The organism is Kitasatospora sp. NPDC057223, assembly GCF_042669755.1.
Taxonomy (GTDB): Bacteria; Actinomycetota; Actinomycetes; order Streptomycetales; family Streptomycetaceae; genus Kitasatospora.
The window spans coordinates 1-15,691 of the sequence record NZ_JBHUWW010000113.1 but is presented as its reverse complement, the minus strand read 5'-3'; the positions used below and the strand labels follow the sequence as shown (position 1 = coordinate 15,691).

General features: G+C 73.9%; 8 protein-coding genes and 2 pseudogenes. 8 read left to right on the top strand and 2 right to left on the bottom strand.

The window, feature by feature from the left end; all coding sequences use genetic code 11:
- Positions 1 to 18: 18 nt before the first annotated feature.
- A complete protein-coding gene (gene malQ / locus ACFUK0_RS30355) occupies positions 19 to 2,109 on the bottom strand; it encodes a 4-alpha-glucanotransferase (RefSeq protein WP_380255675.1) in 2,091 nt (696 codons plus the stop codon).
- A gap of 390 nt (positions 2,110 to 2,499) precedes the next feature.
- Between malQ and ACFUK0_RS30350 the strand changes: the two genes are divergently transcribed.
- The gene (locus ACFUK0_RS30350) at positions 2,500 to 6,555 is read left to right on the top strand and encodes a beta-N-acetylglucosaminidase domain-containing protein (RefSeq protein ID WP_380255663.1); all 4,056 of its coding nucleotides are present in this window, start codon (positions 2,500 to 2,502) and stop codon (positions 6,553 to 6,555) included.
- Between the two features lie 274 nt (positions 6,556 to 6,829).
- Here the strand turns inward: ACFUK0_RS30350 and ACFUK0_RS30345 are convergent.
- Positions 6,830 to 7,333: pseudogene (locus tag ACFUK0_RS30345) on the bottom strand (HNH endonuclease); the annotation flags it as partial.
- Positions 7,334 to 7,869: 536 nt separating this feature from the next.
- On the opposite strand from ACFUK0_RS30345, the gene ACFUK0_RS30340 reads away from it, so the two are divergent.
- The 7 genes and pseudogenes from ACFUK0_RS30340 to ACFUK0_RS30310 all read left to right on the top strand — a co-directional run.
- Positions 7,870 to 8,964: a mechanosensitive ion channel family protein gene (locus ACFUK0_RS30340; protein ID WP_380255674.1), complete on the top strand. Its 1,095-nt coding sequence runs from the start codon at positions 7,870 to 7,872 to the stop codon at positions 8,962 to 8,964.
- 265 nt (positions 8,965 to 9,229) lie between these two features.
- Positions 9,230 to 10,435, top strand: coding sequence for an ROK family transcriptional regulator (locus tag ACFUK0_RS30335; protein ID WP_380255662.1), 1,206 nt, complete (start codon positions 9,230 to 9,232; stop codon positions 10,433 to 10,435).
- 140 nt (positions 10,436 to 10,575) lie between these two features.
- The gene (locus ACFUK0_RS30330; protein WP_380255661.1) at positions 10,576 to 11,931 is read left to right on the top strand and encodes an ABC transporter substrate-binding protein; all 1,356 of its coding nucleotides are present in this window, start codon (positions 10,576 to 10,578) and stop codon (positions 11,929 to 11,931) included.
- An 18-nt stretch (positions 11,932 to 11,949) separates the two neighbouring features.
- A complete protein-coding gene (locus tag ACFUK0_RS30325; RefSeq protein WP_380255660.1) occupies positions 11,950 to 12,933 on the top strand; it encodes a carbohydrate ABC transporter permease in 984 nt (327 codons plus the stop codon).
- Positions 12,934 to 12,936: 3 nt separating this feature from the next.
- Positions 12,937 to 13,869, top strand: coding sequence for a carbohydrate ABC transporter permease (locus ACFUK0_RS30320; RefSeq protein ID WP_380255659.1), 933 nt, complete (start codon positions 12,937 to 12,939; stop codon positions 13,867 to 13,869).
- Positions 13,869 to 15,161, top strand: coding sequence for a 6-phospho-beta-glucosidase (locus tag ACFUK0_RS30315; RefSeq protein WP_380255658.1), 1,293 nt, complete (start codon positions 13,869 to 13,871; stop codon positions 15,159 to 15,161). Before ACFUK0_RS30320 ends, ACFUK0_RS30315 begins: the two co-directional genes overlap by 1 nt.
- 134 nt (positions 15,162 to 15,295) lie before the next feature.
- Positions 15,296 to 15,691 (top strand): annotated as a pseudogene (locus ACFUK0_RS30310) (ATPase); the annotation flags it as partial.

Genomic DNA, 15,691 nt, shown 5'->3' with positions numbered 1-15,691 from the left:
TTCCGCCGCGCGCCGGGGTCAGCCTTCCGGGGCCGGCGCGTCCGTGGTCCTGAGCACGGCGGCGAGCCCGGCCGTGCCCGGCGCTGCGGCGACCTGGCCGAGGGTGAGCGGCTGCCCGGCCGCGTCGGCCACCGGCAGACGCCAGTTGGGGTACTGGTCCCAGGTGCCGGGCAGGTTCTGCGGGCGCGGGTCGCCGACGGTGTCGGGCAGCCAGACGCCCACCAGCTCGGCGGGCGTCGCCAGCAGGAAGCGGTGCAGGGCGAGCGGGTCGAGCGGGGCGCCCGGCGCGAGCAGGCCCAGCCGCGTCAGTTCGGCCCGCCAGTCCGCGAGTTCGGCCGTCGCCTCGGCCTGCTCCTCTCCCAGCGCGCGGGCCAGCAGCCCGAGCCGGTGGCGCAGTTCGACGTGCTCGCCGGACAACCGGGCCGCGGTGCTCGGCAGGTCGTGCGTGGTGAGGGTGGCCAGGCACTGCGACCGCCAGCGCTCGGGCGGCAGGATCTCGCCCTTCGCCCGCCAGTCGCGCTCGAACCAGAGCACCGAGGTGCCGAGGATCCCGCGCGCCGTCAACTCCTCCCGTACGCCGGGCTCGACGGTGCCCAGGTCCTCGCCGATCACGGCCGTGCCGGCCCGGTGCGCCTCCAGCGCCAGCACGCCGAGCATCGCCTCCGCGTCGTAGCGCACGTAGGCGCCCTCGGTCGGCCGGTGGCCGGCCGGCACCCACCAGAGCCGGAACAGGCCCATCACGTGGTCGATCCGGACGGCCCCGGCGTGCCGGGCGGCCGAGCGCAGCAGTTCGGCGTACGGGGCGTAGCCGGCGGCGGCCAGCGCGTCGGGGCGCCAGGGCGGCAGGCCCCAGTCCTGGCCGTGGGCGTTGAAGGCGTCCGGCGGGGCGCCGGCCGAGATCCCGCCGGCCAGGACGTCCTGCAGGGCCCAGGCGTCGGCGCCGTCGGGGTGCGCGCCGACGGCGAGGTCGTGGATCAGGCCGACGGCCATCCCGGCCTCCTCGGCCGCGTGCTGGGCGTGCCCCAGCTGCTCGTCGACCAGCCAGGCCAGCCAGCGGTGGAACTCGACCCGGTCGGCGAGCTCGGCCGCCGCGAGGGTCACGTGCGGGCTGTCGGGGCGGCGCAGGCCCTTCGGCCAGGCGTGCCAGTCACTGCCGTGCGCCTCCGCGAGCGCCGACCAGACGGCGTACTTCTCCAGCCACGCGCCCTCACGACGGACGTACGCCCCGTACGCGGCCGCGCGCCCCACCCCGCGCGGGACGACGTGCAGCACCTCCAGCGCCTCGCGCTTGAGTGCCCACACCGCGTCCCGGTCGATCAGGCCGTCGTGCTCCAGCACCTCCGCCCGCTGCTGGGCCGCCCGGCGCCCGCACGCCTGCACCTGCTCACGCTGCCCCGCCGTCAGGTACGCGTACTCCGGGACGGCCTCCACCCGCAGGTGCACCGGGTCGGCGAACCGGCGCGAGGACGGCCGGTACGGCGACGGGTCGGACGGCGCCCCCGGCAGCGCCGCGTGCAGCGGGTTGATCTGCACGAACCCGGCGCCCAGCTCGGCGCCCGCCCACTGCGCCAGCTCCGCCAGGTCCCCCAGGTCGCCCATCCCCCAGGACCGCTCCGACAGCACCGAGTACAGCTGCGCCAGGAACCCCCAGCTGCGCCCCCGCACCCCCGCCAGCCGCTCGGGCGCGACGATCAGCGGCGCCTGCGCCTGCCGCTCACCGGCCGTCACCCGCAGCAGGTGGTGGCCCAGCGGCAGGTGGGCGGGCAGCCAGTGCGAGCGCCCGGCCGGCAGCGTCCACTCCCCGCCGTCCTCCAGCTCCACCCGCACCCGCGCGTCGGCCGGCACGTCCAGCGCGGTGCGGTGCCCAGCCCGCACCACCACGCACGGCGGCAGCAGCCGGGCCTTCACCGCGGCGAGGTGACGCTCCATCGACGTCCGGACGGCCTCCGGCGTCGCCGCGTCCACCCCGAGCGCGGCCAGCACCGCCACCAGCGTCCGCGCCCCGACCGGCACCGGCCCGCTCCCCGGGTCGTACGTACTGTCCACGCCGTGCGCGTGCGCCAGCGCCACCAGCTCCGGCGGGGGCGGCGGAGCATCCTGCGCCGGCACCTGCCGGCTGCCTGCTTCGTCACGGTCGAGGTATGCGGCCACTCGCGGCTCCTGCGGGTCTCGGCGACGCCCTTACGGGACAGCACAGTCCTACCCGCGCGGGAGGCGGCCGACCCAGCACCGACACGGCGGCGGAATGACCGAGACGGGTGAATCCGGCGCAGCAGAGTCGTTCGTGTCCGGCCCGCGTGCAACCTTCTGACCAGTCATCAACCTGGACAAATAAGACATACGCGCCCGCGACGTTGACACCGTCTGTCCCAACTGGTGGGCTTTGGCGGCGACAGGGATCGCGAGTGGCGGCGCGCGGCACTCCGGTCCGGCGCGGTTCGATGATCTACTCCGTGCGTCCGGCCCGTTGACCTGGGCACTCACCGCGAGGAGGCTCCTGTGCAGTCCCGTGTGTCCGTCGTCGCCGGCCGCAGGCTGAGGCAGCAGTTGGAGCAGAGTGCCGCCCTCCGGGACGTGCTGTACCACCCGGCCGCGCTCGCCGCGCGGCGGGCCACCGCGCGGACGGCCCGCCAGCTGGCGCCCCGCGCGGCCGACCGGATGATCGCGGACTTCAAGGGGACGCAGCCGCTGCTGGCGTCGGTGCGCGCGGAGCGGAGCACCGGCAACGGGACCGGCGCGGTGCGGATCCCCTCGCCCCGGCGGCGGACGCTCCAGGTGGCGGCGACGCTCTCGGCGGCCGCCGTGGTCGGCGGGCTGCTGGTGAGCACCCCGGCCGCGTTCGCCGCACCCCCCTCCCAGGCGACCGCGTACGCGGCGGCCGAGGTGCCGGGTTCGGCGCCGCAGACGCCGCTGGGCAGTGTCGGCGACCCGCAGGTCTTCCCGCGCCCGCAGCAGCAGACCGTGGCGGGCGCGCCGGTGACGGTGCCGGCCGAGGTCACCCTGGTGCTCGCGCCGAAGGCCGACGACGGCGCGGTGGACGCCGTGCGCGAGGTGCTGGGCGTCGCCGGCGCCGACACGCTCACCCCGCGGCCGGACTCGCCCGCCCCGGCGGCCGGTTCGCTGGTGGTGTACGTCGGCGGCCCGGCCGAGGGCGCGGACGGCACGGTGGACCGGGTGCTGCGCGAACTCGCGGTGGCGGCGGGCGGCAAGGACACCGAGGCGCCGTCGCCGGGCGGCCTGCCGGCCGGCGGGTACGTCCTGTCGGCGGGTCAGCTGCCCGCGCCGGGCGGCGGCACGTACGGCGCGGTGGTGCTCGCCGGGGTGGACGCGACCGGCACCTACTACGCCGCGCAGAGCATGCGGCAGCTGCTGGCGGCGGTACCCGCCGGGCAGGGCCAGGGGCCGGTGCCGCCCGGTGCGGCGGACGCGGGCACGCTGGGCCTGCCGGGTGTCTCGGTGCGCGACTGGCCGGCCGGGGCGCCGGTCCGCGGCACCGCCGAGGCGTTCTACGGCACGCCGTGGACGCAGCAGCAGCGCCTGGACCAGCTGGAGTTCCTCGGCCGCTCCAAGCAGAACTTCTACCTCTACGCCCCCGGCGACGACGCGTACCGGCTCTCCCGCTGGCGCGAGCCCTACCCCGCGGCCCAGGCCGACAACCTGCGCGCGCTCGCCGACGCCGCGCACCGCTCCCACGTCGTGCTCGGCTACGCCGTCGACCCCGGCCAGTCCTTCTGCTACAGCTCCGGGCGGGACGTCGACTCGCTGGTCGCGAAGCTGGACGGGCTGCGCAAGCTGGGCTTCGGCGCCTTCCAGCTGCAGTTCCTGGACGTCTCCTACGACGAGTGGCACTGCAGCGGCGACAAGCGGGTGTACGGCACCGGGCCGGCCGCCGCCGCCCGGGCGCAGGCCGAGCTGGCCGGCAAGGTGCAGCAGCGGCTGATCGAACGCAACCCGGGCCTGGCGCCGCTGACCGTGGTGCCGACCGAGTACCACCAGCAGGGCGCCACCCCGTACCGGACGGCGCTGGCCGCCGAGCTGCCCGCGGGCGTGCAGGTCGCCTGGAGCGGGGTCGGGGTCATCCCGGAGAAGATCACCGGCGCGCAGGCCGCCGACACCGGCTCGCTGTACGGGCACCCGCTGGTGACCCTCGACAACTACCCGGTCAACGACTCCAGCCCGGACCGGCTCTACCTCGGCGCGTACACCGGCCGCGACCCCGAGGTCGCGTCCCGCTCGGCCGCGCTGCTGACCGGCGGGATGCAGCAGCCGGTGGCGTCCCGGATAGCCCTGGCGACGGCCGGCGACTTCGCCTGGAACCCGGCCGGGTACCGGCCGCAGGAGTCCTGGCAGGCCGCCCTGCGCTCGCTGGCCGGCCCGACCGCGGGGCCGACGGCGGACGTGGCGGCCGGGCCCGGCACGGCGCTCGCCGCCGTCACCGCGCTGGCGGGCAACAGCGTCTCGTCCCCGCTGGCCAAGCAGGAGTCCGGGTACCTGGCGCCGCTGCTGGAGCAGTTCTGGGCGGCCCTGGAGCCGGCCTCGGGCAGCGCCCCCGACCCGGTCGCGGCGGCCGCCCCGCTGCGGGACGCCTTCGCGGCGATGGCGAGCGCGCCGCAGACCCTGGCGGGCAACCGGGCGACGGCCGCGCTGGCCGCCGAGGCGGGCCCCTGGCTGGCCCCGCTGAGCGCGTACGGCCTGGCCGGGCAGTCCGCCGTGGACATGCTGCTGGCGCAGCGCGCGGGCGACGGCACGGCGGCCTGGAAGGCCCGGGTGGAGCTGACCCGGCTGCGCGAGCAGGTCGCGCAGAGCCCGGCGACGGTCGGCGCGGGCGTGCTCGGCCCCTTCCTGGACCGGGCGGCCGCGACGGCCGACAGCTGGACGGGCGTGGCGGGCGGCGGGATCACGGCGACCAGCACCCTCGGCTCCGCGAACGGCCACCCGCCGGCCCTGATGACGGACGGCGCCGCCGACACCTTCTACTGGAGCTCGGCCCCGCCGCAGCCCGGCGACGCGGTCGGGCTCAACCTCGGCGACGGCCGCCCGGTGGGCAGCGTGACGGTGCTGATGGGCTCGTGGGGCGACGGCCCGGACAGCGCCAGCGCCGTGGACGACTACCTGCACGACGGGGTGCTGGAGTACTCCACCGGCGAGGGCGGCTGGAAGCAGCTGGCGCGGATCAGGAACCAGCGGAGCGCCACCGTCGCCGTCCCGGCAGGCGAGGTGGTGCGGGCCGTACGGCTGCGCGCCGCCTCGGCGCAGAAGACGGCCGTCGCGATCCGCGAGTTCACCGTGACGGCGCCGGGCGACGCCCCGGCGAGCGTCTCCGGCGGCCCTGCCGCGACCCCGGGCTTCTCGGCCGCGGCCGTGCTGGACGGCAACCCGGACACCGCCTACCGGGCGGCCACCGCGCCGACCGCCCGGGACGAGCCGCTGACCGTCGAGCTCGGCGCCGACCGGCCGCTGGACCGGCTGACGGTGCTCACCGACCCGGGTGTGCGGGCCACCGCGACCGTGCAGGTCCGCCTCGCGGACGGCAGCTGGGCGGAGATCGGCACGATCCGGCCCGGCTACAACGAGCTGCCGGCCGGCGGCCGCCCGGCCGGGGCGATCCGGCTGACCTGGCAGCCCGGCGGCGAGCCGCCGGTGGTCAACCAGGTGATCCCCTGGTACGCCGACGCTCCGGCGGCCCGGCTCACACTGTCCGACACCACGCTGGACGCGGTGACCGGCGCCCCGGCCCCGGTGCAGGTCAGCGCGTTCGTCGAGGCGGGCCGGCCAGAAGGCGTCACCGGTGAGCTCCGGACGGAGGTCCCGGCGGTCGCGAAGGGGCTGACGGTCACTCCGGCGGCCCCTGTCGCGGTGCCGCGCGGTGGCCGGGTCGGCACCCCGCTGCTGGTCACCGCGACCGCGGAGACGCCCTCGGGGACGTACCAGGTGCCGGTGACCTTCACCACGGGCCAGAGCGTCGTCCGCCAGGTCCTCCAGGTGCACGTGGTGCCGCCGACCGGCGGCCCGGACCTCGCGCCCACCGCGACGGCCGGCTCCTCGGGCGACGAGACGGCGGCCTTCCCCGCCGCCGCGGTGGCCGACGGCGACCCGAAGAGCCGCTGGTCCTCCCCAGCGACGGACGACGCGTGGGTGCAGCTGAAGCTCCCGCAGGCCGTCCACCTGGGCTCGGCGGTGCTGCACTGGCAGAGCGCGTACGCCGCGTCGTACCGGCTGCAGACCTCGGCGGACGGCGTGGTCTGGACGACCGTGGCCACCGTCGAGGACGGCCGGGGCGGTACCGAGACGGTGCGCTTCGACGCGCCGGGCGCGGTCTACCTGCGCGTGCAGGGCGTTTCGCGGGCCACCAAGTACGGCTACTCGCTGTGGGGTGTGGAGATGTACGCGGTCACCACGGGCGCCCCGGCGGGTACGCCGGAGCAGCCGGTCGTGCCGCCCGCGCCCCCCGTGCCGACCGCACCGGCCACCCCGACCCCCGCACCGACCAAGTCGCCCACCCCGGCCTCGCCCGGCACCACCGCGCCCGCCACGGCCACCGCCCCGAAGCCCTGAGCCCGCCGCCGGCCCCGGACGGACGGCGGGCCGCCGGCGCTCCCGCTGCGGGGTGCGCCGGCGGCCCATGAGGCGTACCGGGATATGACGGGGCAGGCCCTTGTGGATCGGGTCAGGCGGAGAGCGCTTCGGGCTGCTCGCCGCGGCGGACCGGTGCGGGGCGCGTGCTGGCGCCGTGCACCGGGGTGGAGTGGACGCCGTGCGCCCGGCCGAGCGGCAGCGGGTGGCTGCCCGCGTACTCGGGATGGTCGTGGTGCTCGTACTCACGGAACTGGTCGTTCGCCCCGTACGGCTCCAGATACGGCCGCCAGCGCGGGTCCTTGATGCCGGTGCCGATGATGCGCCAGGCCAGGCCGCTGGGCGGGGCGGGCTGGCGCTTCATCCGCCAGCCGAGTTCGGTGAGGTGCCGGTCGGCCTTGGTGTGGTTGCAGCGGCGGCAGGCCGCCACCACGTTGTCCCACCGGTGCTGGCCGCCCCGGCTGCGCGGAATGACGTGGTCGACGCTGGTCGCGGCGGCCCCGCAGTAGACGCAGCGCCCGTGGTCACGGGCGAAGAGGGCACGGCGGGTGAGCGGGACGGGCCCGCAGAACGGGACCCGCACGAAGCGGGTCAGACGGACGACGGACGGCGCCGGAAGGGCGCTGGTGGCGCTGTGCAGAGTGATTCCGGAGTCCTCCAGGCTGACCGCCTTGTGGTTGAGGACCAGGATGAGTGCGCGGCGCATCGATACGACGCCGAGTGGCTCGTAGGACGCGTTGAGGACCAGGACATGCGGCACGGATGCCTCCTTGGACGCCTGCGGCGCGTGGCTCGCGCCGGGACGAGCGGTTCGACCACGCAGCGGGTGCGTGATCTCCCCCAGTGTCGCCTTACGCGTTGGTACGGCGCCACCACTCCTGTGTAACGGAGCTGACGTGGATTCCGGGTGTGGGTTCCGTCATACCCGGTATGCCCAGGTGACGGCCGGTTCCAATCTCCGGCCGCGGTGCGGCCGCCGATCGGCCCGCCGGTGCCTGCCGTCCGCCGGTCGGAGCAGCCCTGACAGGACGTCCGGCCGCGGGCCGGCGGGCCGGGCGGCCGGCGGCGGCGGGTCGGGGCCCGGCCGGGCGGGCGGCTAGGCTGGTCCGGACGGTCCGCGGGCCCGGGGGCGTGTGCAGCGCCGGGGCCGGCCGGCCCGCCACCGCTCCCTGCAGGAAGGCCCCGCACGTGTCCTGGTCCGCTGTCACCGGTTATCTCGCCGACGCGACCCCGACGACGGCCCCGGGGGCGCCGACGACGGTGCCCCCGGACGGTACCGGGGAGTCCCCGGGCGGGCTGCCCGGGCTCGATCTCAGACTTCCGACCAGCGCGCAGGAGGTCGGCGACAGCACCCGGCAGGCCGCGAGCTGGCTGGACGCGCACTGGCAGGACTGGGTCGCCGGCGGGGTGCGGATCGTCTTCATCGTGCTGCTCGCCCTGGTGCTGCGGGCCGTGGTCCGCAAGCTGATCACGCAGTTGATCACCAGGATGACCAGGCCGCCCGAGGACGAGGCCGCCGAGCCGAGCCGCCTCGGCGGCCTGCTGGCGAACACCGGGGTGGTCAACCCCGAGCGGCGCCAGCAGCGCTCCGAGGCGATCGGGTCGGTACTGCGCAGCGTGGCCTCGTTCAGCATTCTGGGGACGGCGGCGCTGATGGTGCTGGGCGCGCTCGGGGTGAACCTGGCTCCGCTGCTGGCCAGCGCCGGTGTGGCGGGTGTCGCGATCGGTTTCGGCGCGCGCAACCTGGTGACGGACTTCCTCTCCGGGGTCTTCATGATCATGGAGGACCAGTACGGCGTCGGGGACGAGATCGACACCGGGGTGGCGACCGGCACCGTGCTGGAGGTCGGCCTGCGGGTGACCAAGCTGCGCGGCGCGAACGGCGAGATCTGGTACATCCGCAACGGCGAGGTGAAGCGGATCGCCAACATGAGCCAGGGGTGGTCGACCGCGTCGGTGGACGTCCAGGTGGGCTACAAGGAGGATCTCCTCCGGGTGGACGCGCTGATCCACGAGACGGCGGAGGCCCTCGCCAAGGACTCGCCGTTCGACGAGCTGGTCTGGGCGCCGGTCACGGTGCTGGGCCTGGAGTCGGTGGCAGCGGACTCGGTGGTGCTGCGGGTCGAGGCGCGGACGGCTCCGGGCAAGGCTGCGATGGTCAGCCGGGCACTGCGCGGGCGCCTGAAGAACGCCTTCGACCAGGCGGGGATCAAGCTCAAGGAGGAGGCCCCGGCGGCGGTCGGCAGCACCGCGCTGGCGGCTCTCGTGGACGCCGCACCCCCGTCGGTGCTGGCCGATCCCTCCTCGCCGCGCTCCCTGGCGGCGACGCCGATACCGGCCCCCTCCCGGCCCGCCGACGACGGCGCGGCCGGCCCCGCCAAGACCACCTGACCGGCCCGCGGCAGCGCCGCGACCAGGATTCGCAGCACCGGCCGGCCGTCGGCAAGGGCCCCGTTCTCCCGCTTCGGGAGGGCGGGGCTTCGTGCTGCCGGGTAACGCTTCGGCATCCACCTGCGGGAGGCCCATTGACACCCTCCGGAGCCGGGTTCTACGGTCCTCTCCAAGCGACTGGAAAGTTTCCTAACAGTTCTTGTCGCAACCACCCCGGCCGACCCCGGCCGGTCCGCCGAGCCATGCGAAGAGGAGGATCGACGCCGTGACCGAGAACACCGCCCGCGTCCCCTCCGCCCGTGTCCCCCTGGCCGGCACCCCCAGCCTGCTGCGCGCCATCAACGACCGGGCCGCCCTCCAGCTGCTGCTGGAGAACGGCCCGCTGTCCCGGACCCAGATCGGCACCCTGACCGGGCTGTCCAAGCCGACCGCCTCCCAGCTGCTGGCCCGTCTGGAGGCCGCCGGGCTGGTCGTGCCGGTCGGCACCACCGAGGGCGGCCCCGGGCCCAACGCGCAGCTGTACCAGGTCGACCCCGCCGCCGGGTACGTCGCCGGGCTGGACGTCACCAACAGCCACGTCCGGGTCGCCGTCGCCGACATCACCGGCGGGGTCCTCGCGGAGCACGTCGTGCCCTCCAAGGGCTGGCCCGCCGCCGCCACCGTGGAGAAGGTCACCGAGGCCGTCACCGAGACGCTGCGGCTGGCCGGCGTCGCGCCCGGCAGCCTGTGCGAGGTCGTGATCGGCGTCGGCGGCGCCCCCGACCCGGTCTCCGGCAAGCTGCGCTACGCCTCCCACCTGCCCGGCTGGCACTCGCCCCGGCTGCTCGACGAACTCTCCGCCGCCCTGGACGCCCCGGTCAGCATCGAGAACGACGTCAACCTGGCCGCCGTCGCCGAGCAGTCCTCCGGCGCGGCCCAGGGCTGCGAGGACTTCGTCCTGCTCTGGGCCGGCGAGGGCACCGGCGCCGCGATCGTGATCGCCGGGCGCCTGCACCGGGGCTTCACCGGCGGCGCCGGCGAGGTCGGCTACATGCCGGTGCCCGGCGCGCCGGTGGTCCGCGACGTCCGCCGCAAGAACTCCGGCGGCTTCCAGGAGCTCGTCGGCGCCCCCGCCGTCCGGGCGCTCGCCCGCGAGCACGGGCTCACCGCCCCCACCGCCGAGGAGGCGGTCGTCCTGGCCCTGGAGACCCCGGGCGCCGGCGACGACTTCCTCGTCGCCCTGGCCGGCCGGCTCGCCGTCGGGCTGGCCGTCATCGTCTCCGTCGTCGACCCCCAGCTCGTGGTGGTCTCCGGCGGTGTCCCGATCGCCGGGGGTGAACGCCTGCGCCTGCTCGTCGAGGACGAGCTGGCCAGGATCGCCATCTCCCGGCCCGAGGTGCGCAGCAGCGCACTGCCCGGACCGCCCGTCCTGCACGGCGCGCTCCAACGCGCCCTCGCCGCCGCCCGCGAGGCGGTCTTCTCCACCCACTGACGCTCCCCCGCACCCGCACCACCCGACACCGCAAGCGCTCCACCTGACACCACGTCGCCCACAGCACGTTCCCCCTCAGCCCAGCCCGCGGGCCACACGGCAATGACGCCTGCCCGCGTACCCCCCAGGAGGACCTCGAAGTGCACGCCACCACCTCTCGCAGAGCCCGTCGTACGGTCGCCGCCATCACCGGCAGCGCAGTCCTCGCCCTGCTCGCCACCGCCTGCACCGGCACCAACTCCGGTGCCGGCAACGACGACTCGGCCAGCGGCAAGGACGTCTCGATCACCTTCTGGCACGGCTGGAGCCAGGACAGCGAGACGAAGGCGATCAACGACAACATCGCCGCCTTCGAGAAGGCCCACCCGAACATCCACGTCAAGGCCGTCGGCAACATCGCGGACGACAAGACCAACCAGGCCCTGCGGGCCGGCGGCGACGACGCCCCCGACGTGGTCTCCTCCTTCACCACCAACAACGTCGGCACGTTCTGTTCGTCGAACGTCTTCTCGGACCTCAACCCGCTGCTGAAGAAGGACGGCATCGACGCCGCCAAGACCTTCCCGGCCGCGATGCTCAACTACACGCAGTTCAAGGGCAACCAGTGCTCGCTGCCGCTGCTCGGTGACGCGTTCGGCCTGTACTACAACAAGAAGGCCTTCGCCGCCGCCGGCATCACCGCGCCGCCGAAGACCTTCACCGAGTTCGCCGAGGACGCCGCCAAGCTGACCATCGCCGACGGCGACGGCTTCAAGCAGCTCGGCTTCATGCCGAACTACCACGGCTACGAGTCGACCACCGAGCACTACCTCGGCCAGTTCGGGCCCGGCTACTTCGACGCCGACGGCAAGTCGAGCATCGCCACCGACCCGAAGATCGCCGCGATGCTGAACTGGCAGAAGGGCCTGGTCGACAAGCTCGGCGGCTTCGACAAGCTGGAGAAGTTCCGCACCGGCTTCGGCGACGAGTTCAGCGCCAAGAACCCGTTCCACACCGGCCAGGTCGCGATGGCGATCGACGGTGAGTGGCGGACGGCCTCGCTGGCCGTCGACAAGCCGGACTTCGAGTGGGCGACCGCGCCGTTCCCGGTGCCGGACGACCAGGCCGCCACGTACGGCCGCGGCTACCAGACCGGCACCATCATCGGCATCGCCAAGAACAGCAAGAAGCAGGCCGCGGCCTGGGAGCTGGTCAAGTACCTGACCACCGACACCGACGCCGTGGTGAGCTTCGCGAACGCGATCCACAACGTCCCGAGCACCTTCGACGCGCTCAACTCGCCGAAGCTGGATGCCGACCCGAACTTCAAGACGTTCATCGACATCACCAAGAACCCGAACTCCGGCACCACTCCCGCCAGTGTCAACGGCGGCGCGTACATCGTCTCCCTGCAGAACCTCGGCTACGACTTCGAGTCCGGCAAGCAGGGCGACCTGGCGGCGGGCCTCGCGGCCACCGCCAAGGAGATCGACGCCGCCGTCAACCAGGCGAAGTAACGAGTAGGCGAGCAACACATGGCAATCGCGTTCGGCTCCCGTAAGGCGAGTGCCGGACTCCCCGTCCCGGCGGCGCTTCGCAGCAAGCGCCGCCGGGAGGGGGCCCGCACCCTGGCCTTCCTCTCGCCGTGGCTGATCGGCTTCGGCGTCTTCTTCCTCTACCCCCTGATCTCCACCATCTACTTCTCGTTCACCAGGTACGACGGCTTCAACCCGCCCGTCTTCACCGGCCTGAAGAACTGGGACTACGTCTTCAACCACTACCCGTTCTTCTGGCAGGGCCTGCGGAACACGATGTGGCTGGTCGTCGTGATGGTCTCGCTGCGGGTGGCCTTCGGCCTCGGCATCGGCCTGCTGATCACCAAGGTGAAGACCGGCGCGGGCTTCTTCCGCACCGCGTTCTACCTGCCCTACCTGGCCCCGCCGGTGGCCGCCACGATGGCGTTCGCGTTCCTGCTGAACCCCGGCACCGGCCCCGTCAACCAGGTGCTCGGCGACCTCGGTCTGCCGACGCCCGGCTGGTTCACCGATCCGACCTGGTCCAAGCCGGCCCTGACGATGCTGGCCATGTGGGGCATCGGCGACCTGATGGTCATCTTCATGGCCGCACTGCTGGACGTCCCGAAGGAGCAGTACGAGGCGGCCGAGCTCGACGGTGCGGGCGCCTTCCAGAAGTTCCGCTTCGTCACCTTCCCGAACATCTCGCCGATCGTGACGTTCGCGGTGGTCACCGGCGTGATCCAGACCATGCAGTACTACACCCAGGCGATCGTCGCGGGGAAGGTGGCCAGCGGCATCATCGGCGGCTCCGGCCAGCAGTTCGAACCGGGCTACCCGCAGGGTTCCACCTGGACGCTGCCGCAGATGGTCTACAACCTGGGCTTCCAGCGCTTCGACACCGGCTCCGCGTGCGTGATCGCCCTGATCCTGTTCGTCATCTCGATGGCGTTCACCTCGATCCTCCTGCGCCGCAAGTCCGGCTTCATGGCGAGTGAGGACTAACCCATGACTCTCAGCTCGACACTCCCCGCGTCCAAGTCCGGCTCCGGTACCGGCTCCGGCTCCGGCTCCGGCTCCGCGAAGGTCACCTCGGCGGCCGCCCGGGTGGCGCGCCGCCGGGCCGCCCTGCACTGGGTGGCGGTGCACTCGCTCGCCATCGCCGCCGGGCTGTTCTTCGTCCTGCCGTTCGTGTTCGTCTTCCTCACCTCGGTGATGACCGACCGGCAGGCCCTCACCACCAACCTGTGGCCCACCTCCTGGGAGTGGGGCAACTACCTGAAGGTCTGGCAGACCGAGGGCTTCCTCACCTGGTGGCGCAACACGCTCGTCTACGCGGGCGCCGCCACCGTGCTGACCGTCGTCTCCAGCCTGCCGGTCGCCTACGCGCTCGCCAAGTTCCGCTTCCGCGGCCGCAACCTCGCCCTGATGGCCGTCATCTCGATGATGATGCTCCCCCCGCAGGTCACCATCATCCCGATGTACCTGTTCTGGGCGAAGCAGATGCACCTCACCGGCACGCTCTGGCCGCTCATCATCCCGATGGCGTTCGGTGACGCGTTCACCATCTTCCTGCTGCGGCAGTTCCTGCTGACCATCCCGCGCGAGTACATCGAGGCCGCCCGGATCGACGGCTGCAGCGAACTGCGCATCCTGCTGCGGGTCGTCCTGCCGATGGCCAAGCCGGCCATCGCCGCCGTCGCCCTGTTCCAGTTCTTCTACGCCTGGAACGACTACTTCGGCCCGCAGATCTACGCCAGCGAGAACCCCGGCGCCTGGACGCTGTCCTACGGCCTGGAGTCCTTCAAGGGCGCGCACCACACCAACTGGAACCTCACCATGGCCGCCACCCTCCTCGTCATGGCACCCGTCATGGTCCTGTTCTTCTTCGCCCAGAAAGCCTTCATCGAAGGCGTCACACTGACAGGGGTCAAGGGCTGATGTCCCCCACTCTCAAGCTCGCCATCGTCGGTGGCGGCTCCACCTACACTCCCGAACTCATCGACGGCTTCGCCCGGTTGCGCGACACGCTGCCGATCGGGGAGCTCGTCCTGATCGACCCGGCCGCGGACCGGCTGGAGCTCGTCGGCGGCCTCGCCCGGCGGATCTTCGCCAAGCAGGGCCACCCGGGCACCATCACCACCACCACGGACGTCGCGGCGGGTGTGCAGGGCGCCGACGCCGTCCTGCTCCAGCTGCGGGTCGGCGGCCAGGCCGCGCGCAACCGGGACGAGACGTGGCCGCTGGAGTGCGGCTGCGTCGGCCAGGAGACCACCGGCGCGGGCGGGCTCGCGAAGGCACTGCGGACCGTCCCGGTGGTGCTGGACATCGCCGAGCAGGTCCGCCGGGCCAACCCGGACGCCTGGATCGTCGACTTCACCAACCCGGTCGGCATCGTCACCCGGGCCCTGCAGAGCGCCGGCCACAAGGCCGTCGGCCTGTGCAACGTCGCGATCGGCTTCCAGCGGCGCTTCGCCAAGCACCTCGGCGTCGACCCCGAGCTGATCCGCCTGGACCACGTCGGCCTGAACCACCTCACCTGGGAGCGCGGCGTCACGCTGCTCGACGCCCCCGGCAGCGGCACCGGCCGGGAGGTCCTGCCGGAGCTGCTCGCGAGCCACGGCAAGGAGATCTCCGAGGACCTCCATCTGCCGCTGCCCGTCATCCGGCGCCTGGGTGTCGTCCCCTCGTACTACCTGCGGTACTTCTACCAGCACGACGTGGTGGTGGAGGAGCTGAGGACCAAGGGCTCGCGCGCCTCCGAGGTCGCCGCCATCGAGCAGCAGCTGCTCGACATGTACGCCGACCCGACACTGGACACCAAGCCGGAGCTGCTCGCGCAGCGCGGCGGCGCGTTCTACTCGGAGGCGGCGGTGCAGCTGATCGCCTCGCTGCTGGGCACCGACGGCGGCACCACCGTGCAGGTCGTCAACACCCGCAACGACGGCGTCCTGCCGTTCCTGCCGGACGACGCCGTCATCGAGGTGCCGGCCGAGGTGGACGCCGCCGGCGTGCGCCCGCTGCCGCAGCGCCCCGTCGAACCGCTCTACGCCGGCCTGATCGCGGGTGTGACGGCGTACGAGCAGCTCGCACTGGAGGCCGCGCTCAAGGGCGGCCGCGACCGGGTGTTCGACGCCCTGCTCGCGCACCCGCTGGTCGGCCAGCTGGAACTCGCGGACAAGCTGACGGACAGCCTGCTCGCCAACAACCACGAGCACCTCAGCTGGGCCTGACCGGCCCGCGGCGCCCGGCTCCCACCCGGAGCACGGACGGCTCTCAGCACCACCCTCCCCCGGCCTTCGGCCGGGGGCACCCCCAAACCCCCGGCCGGGACGACGGCCGGGGCACGTACGAGCGCGGGGACCTGATGACCCACCAACCCGAACCACCCCTCCTGCCCGGCGTCCTCGCCATCGACGCGGGCAACAGCAAGACCGACGTCGCCCTCGTCGGAGCCGACGGGAGCGTCCTCGGCTCCGCGCGGGGCGGCGGCTTCCAACCCCACCTGGTCGGCGCGCGGGCCGCGATCGCCGGCCTCGCACCGCTGGTGGAGAGCGCCGCGGCAGCGGCCGGGCTCACCCTCGGCCGGAGCGTGCTGACCAGCCACGTCAGTGCCGCTCTCGCCAACGCCGACCTGCCGGTCGAGGAGCAGCTGCTGCAGGCCGCCATCGAGGAGCGGGGCTGGGGGGCGAGTTCGGCGGTCGTGAACGACACCTTCGGGCTGCTGCGGGCCGGCACCGACGGGCCGCGCGGTGTCGCGGTG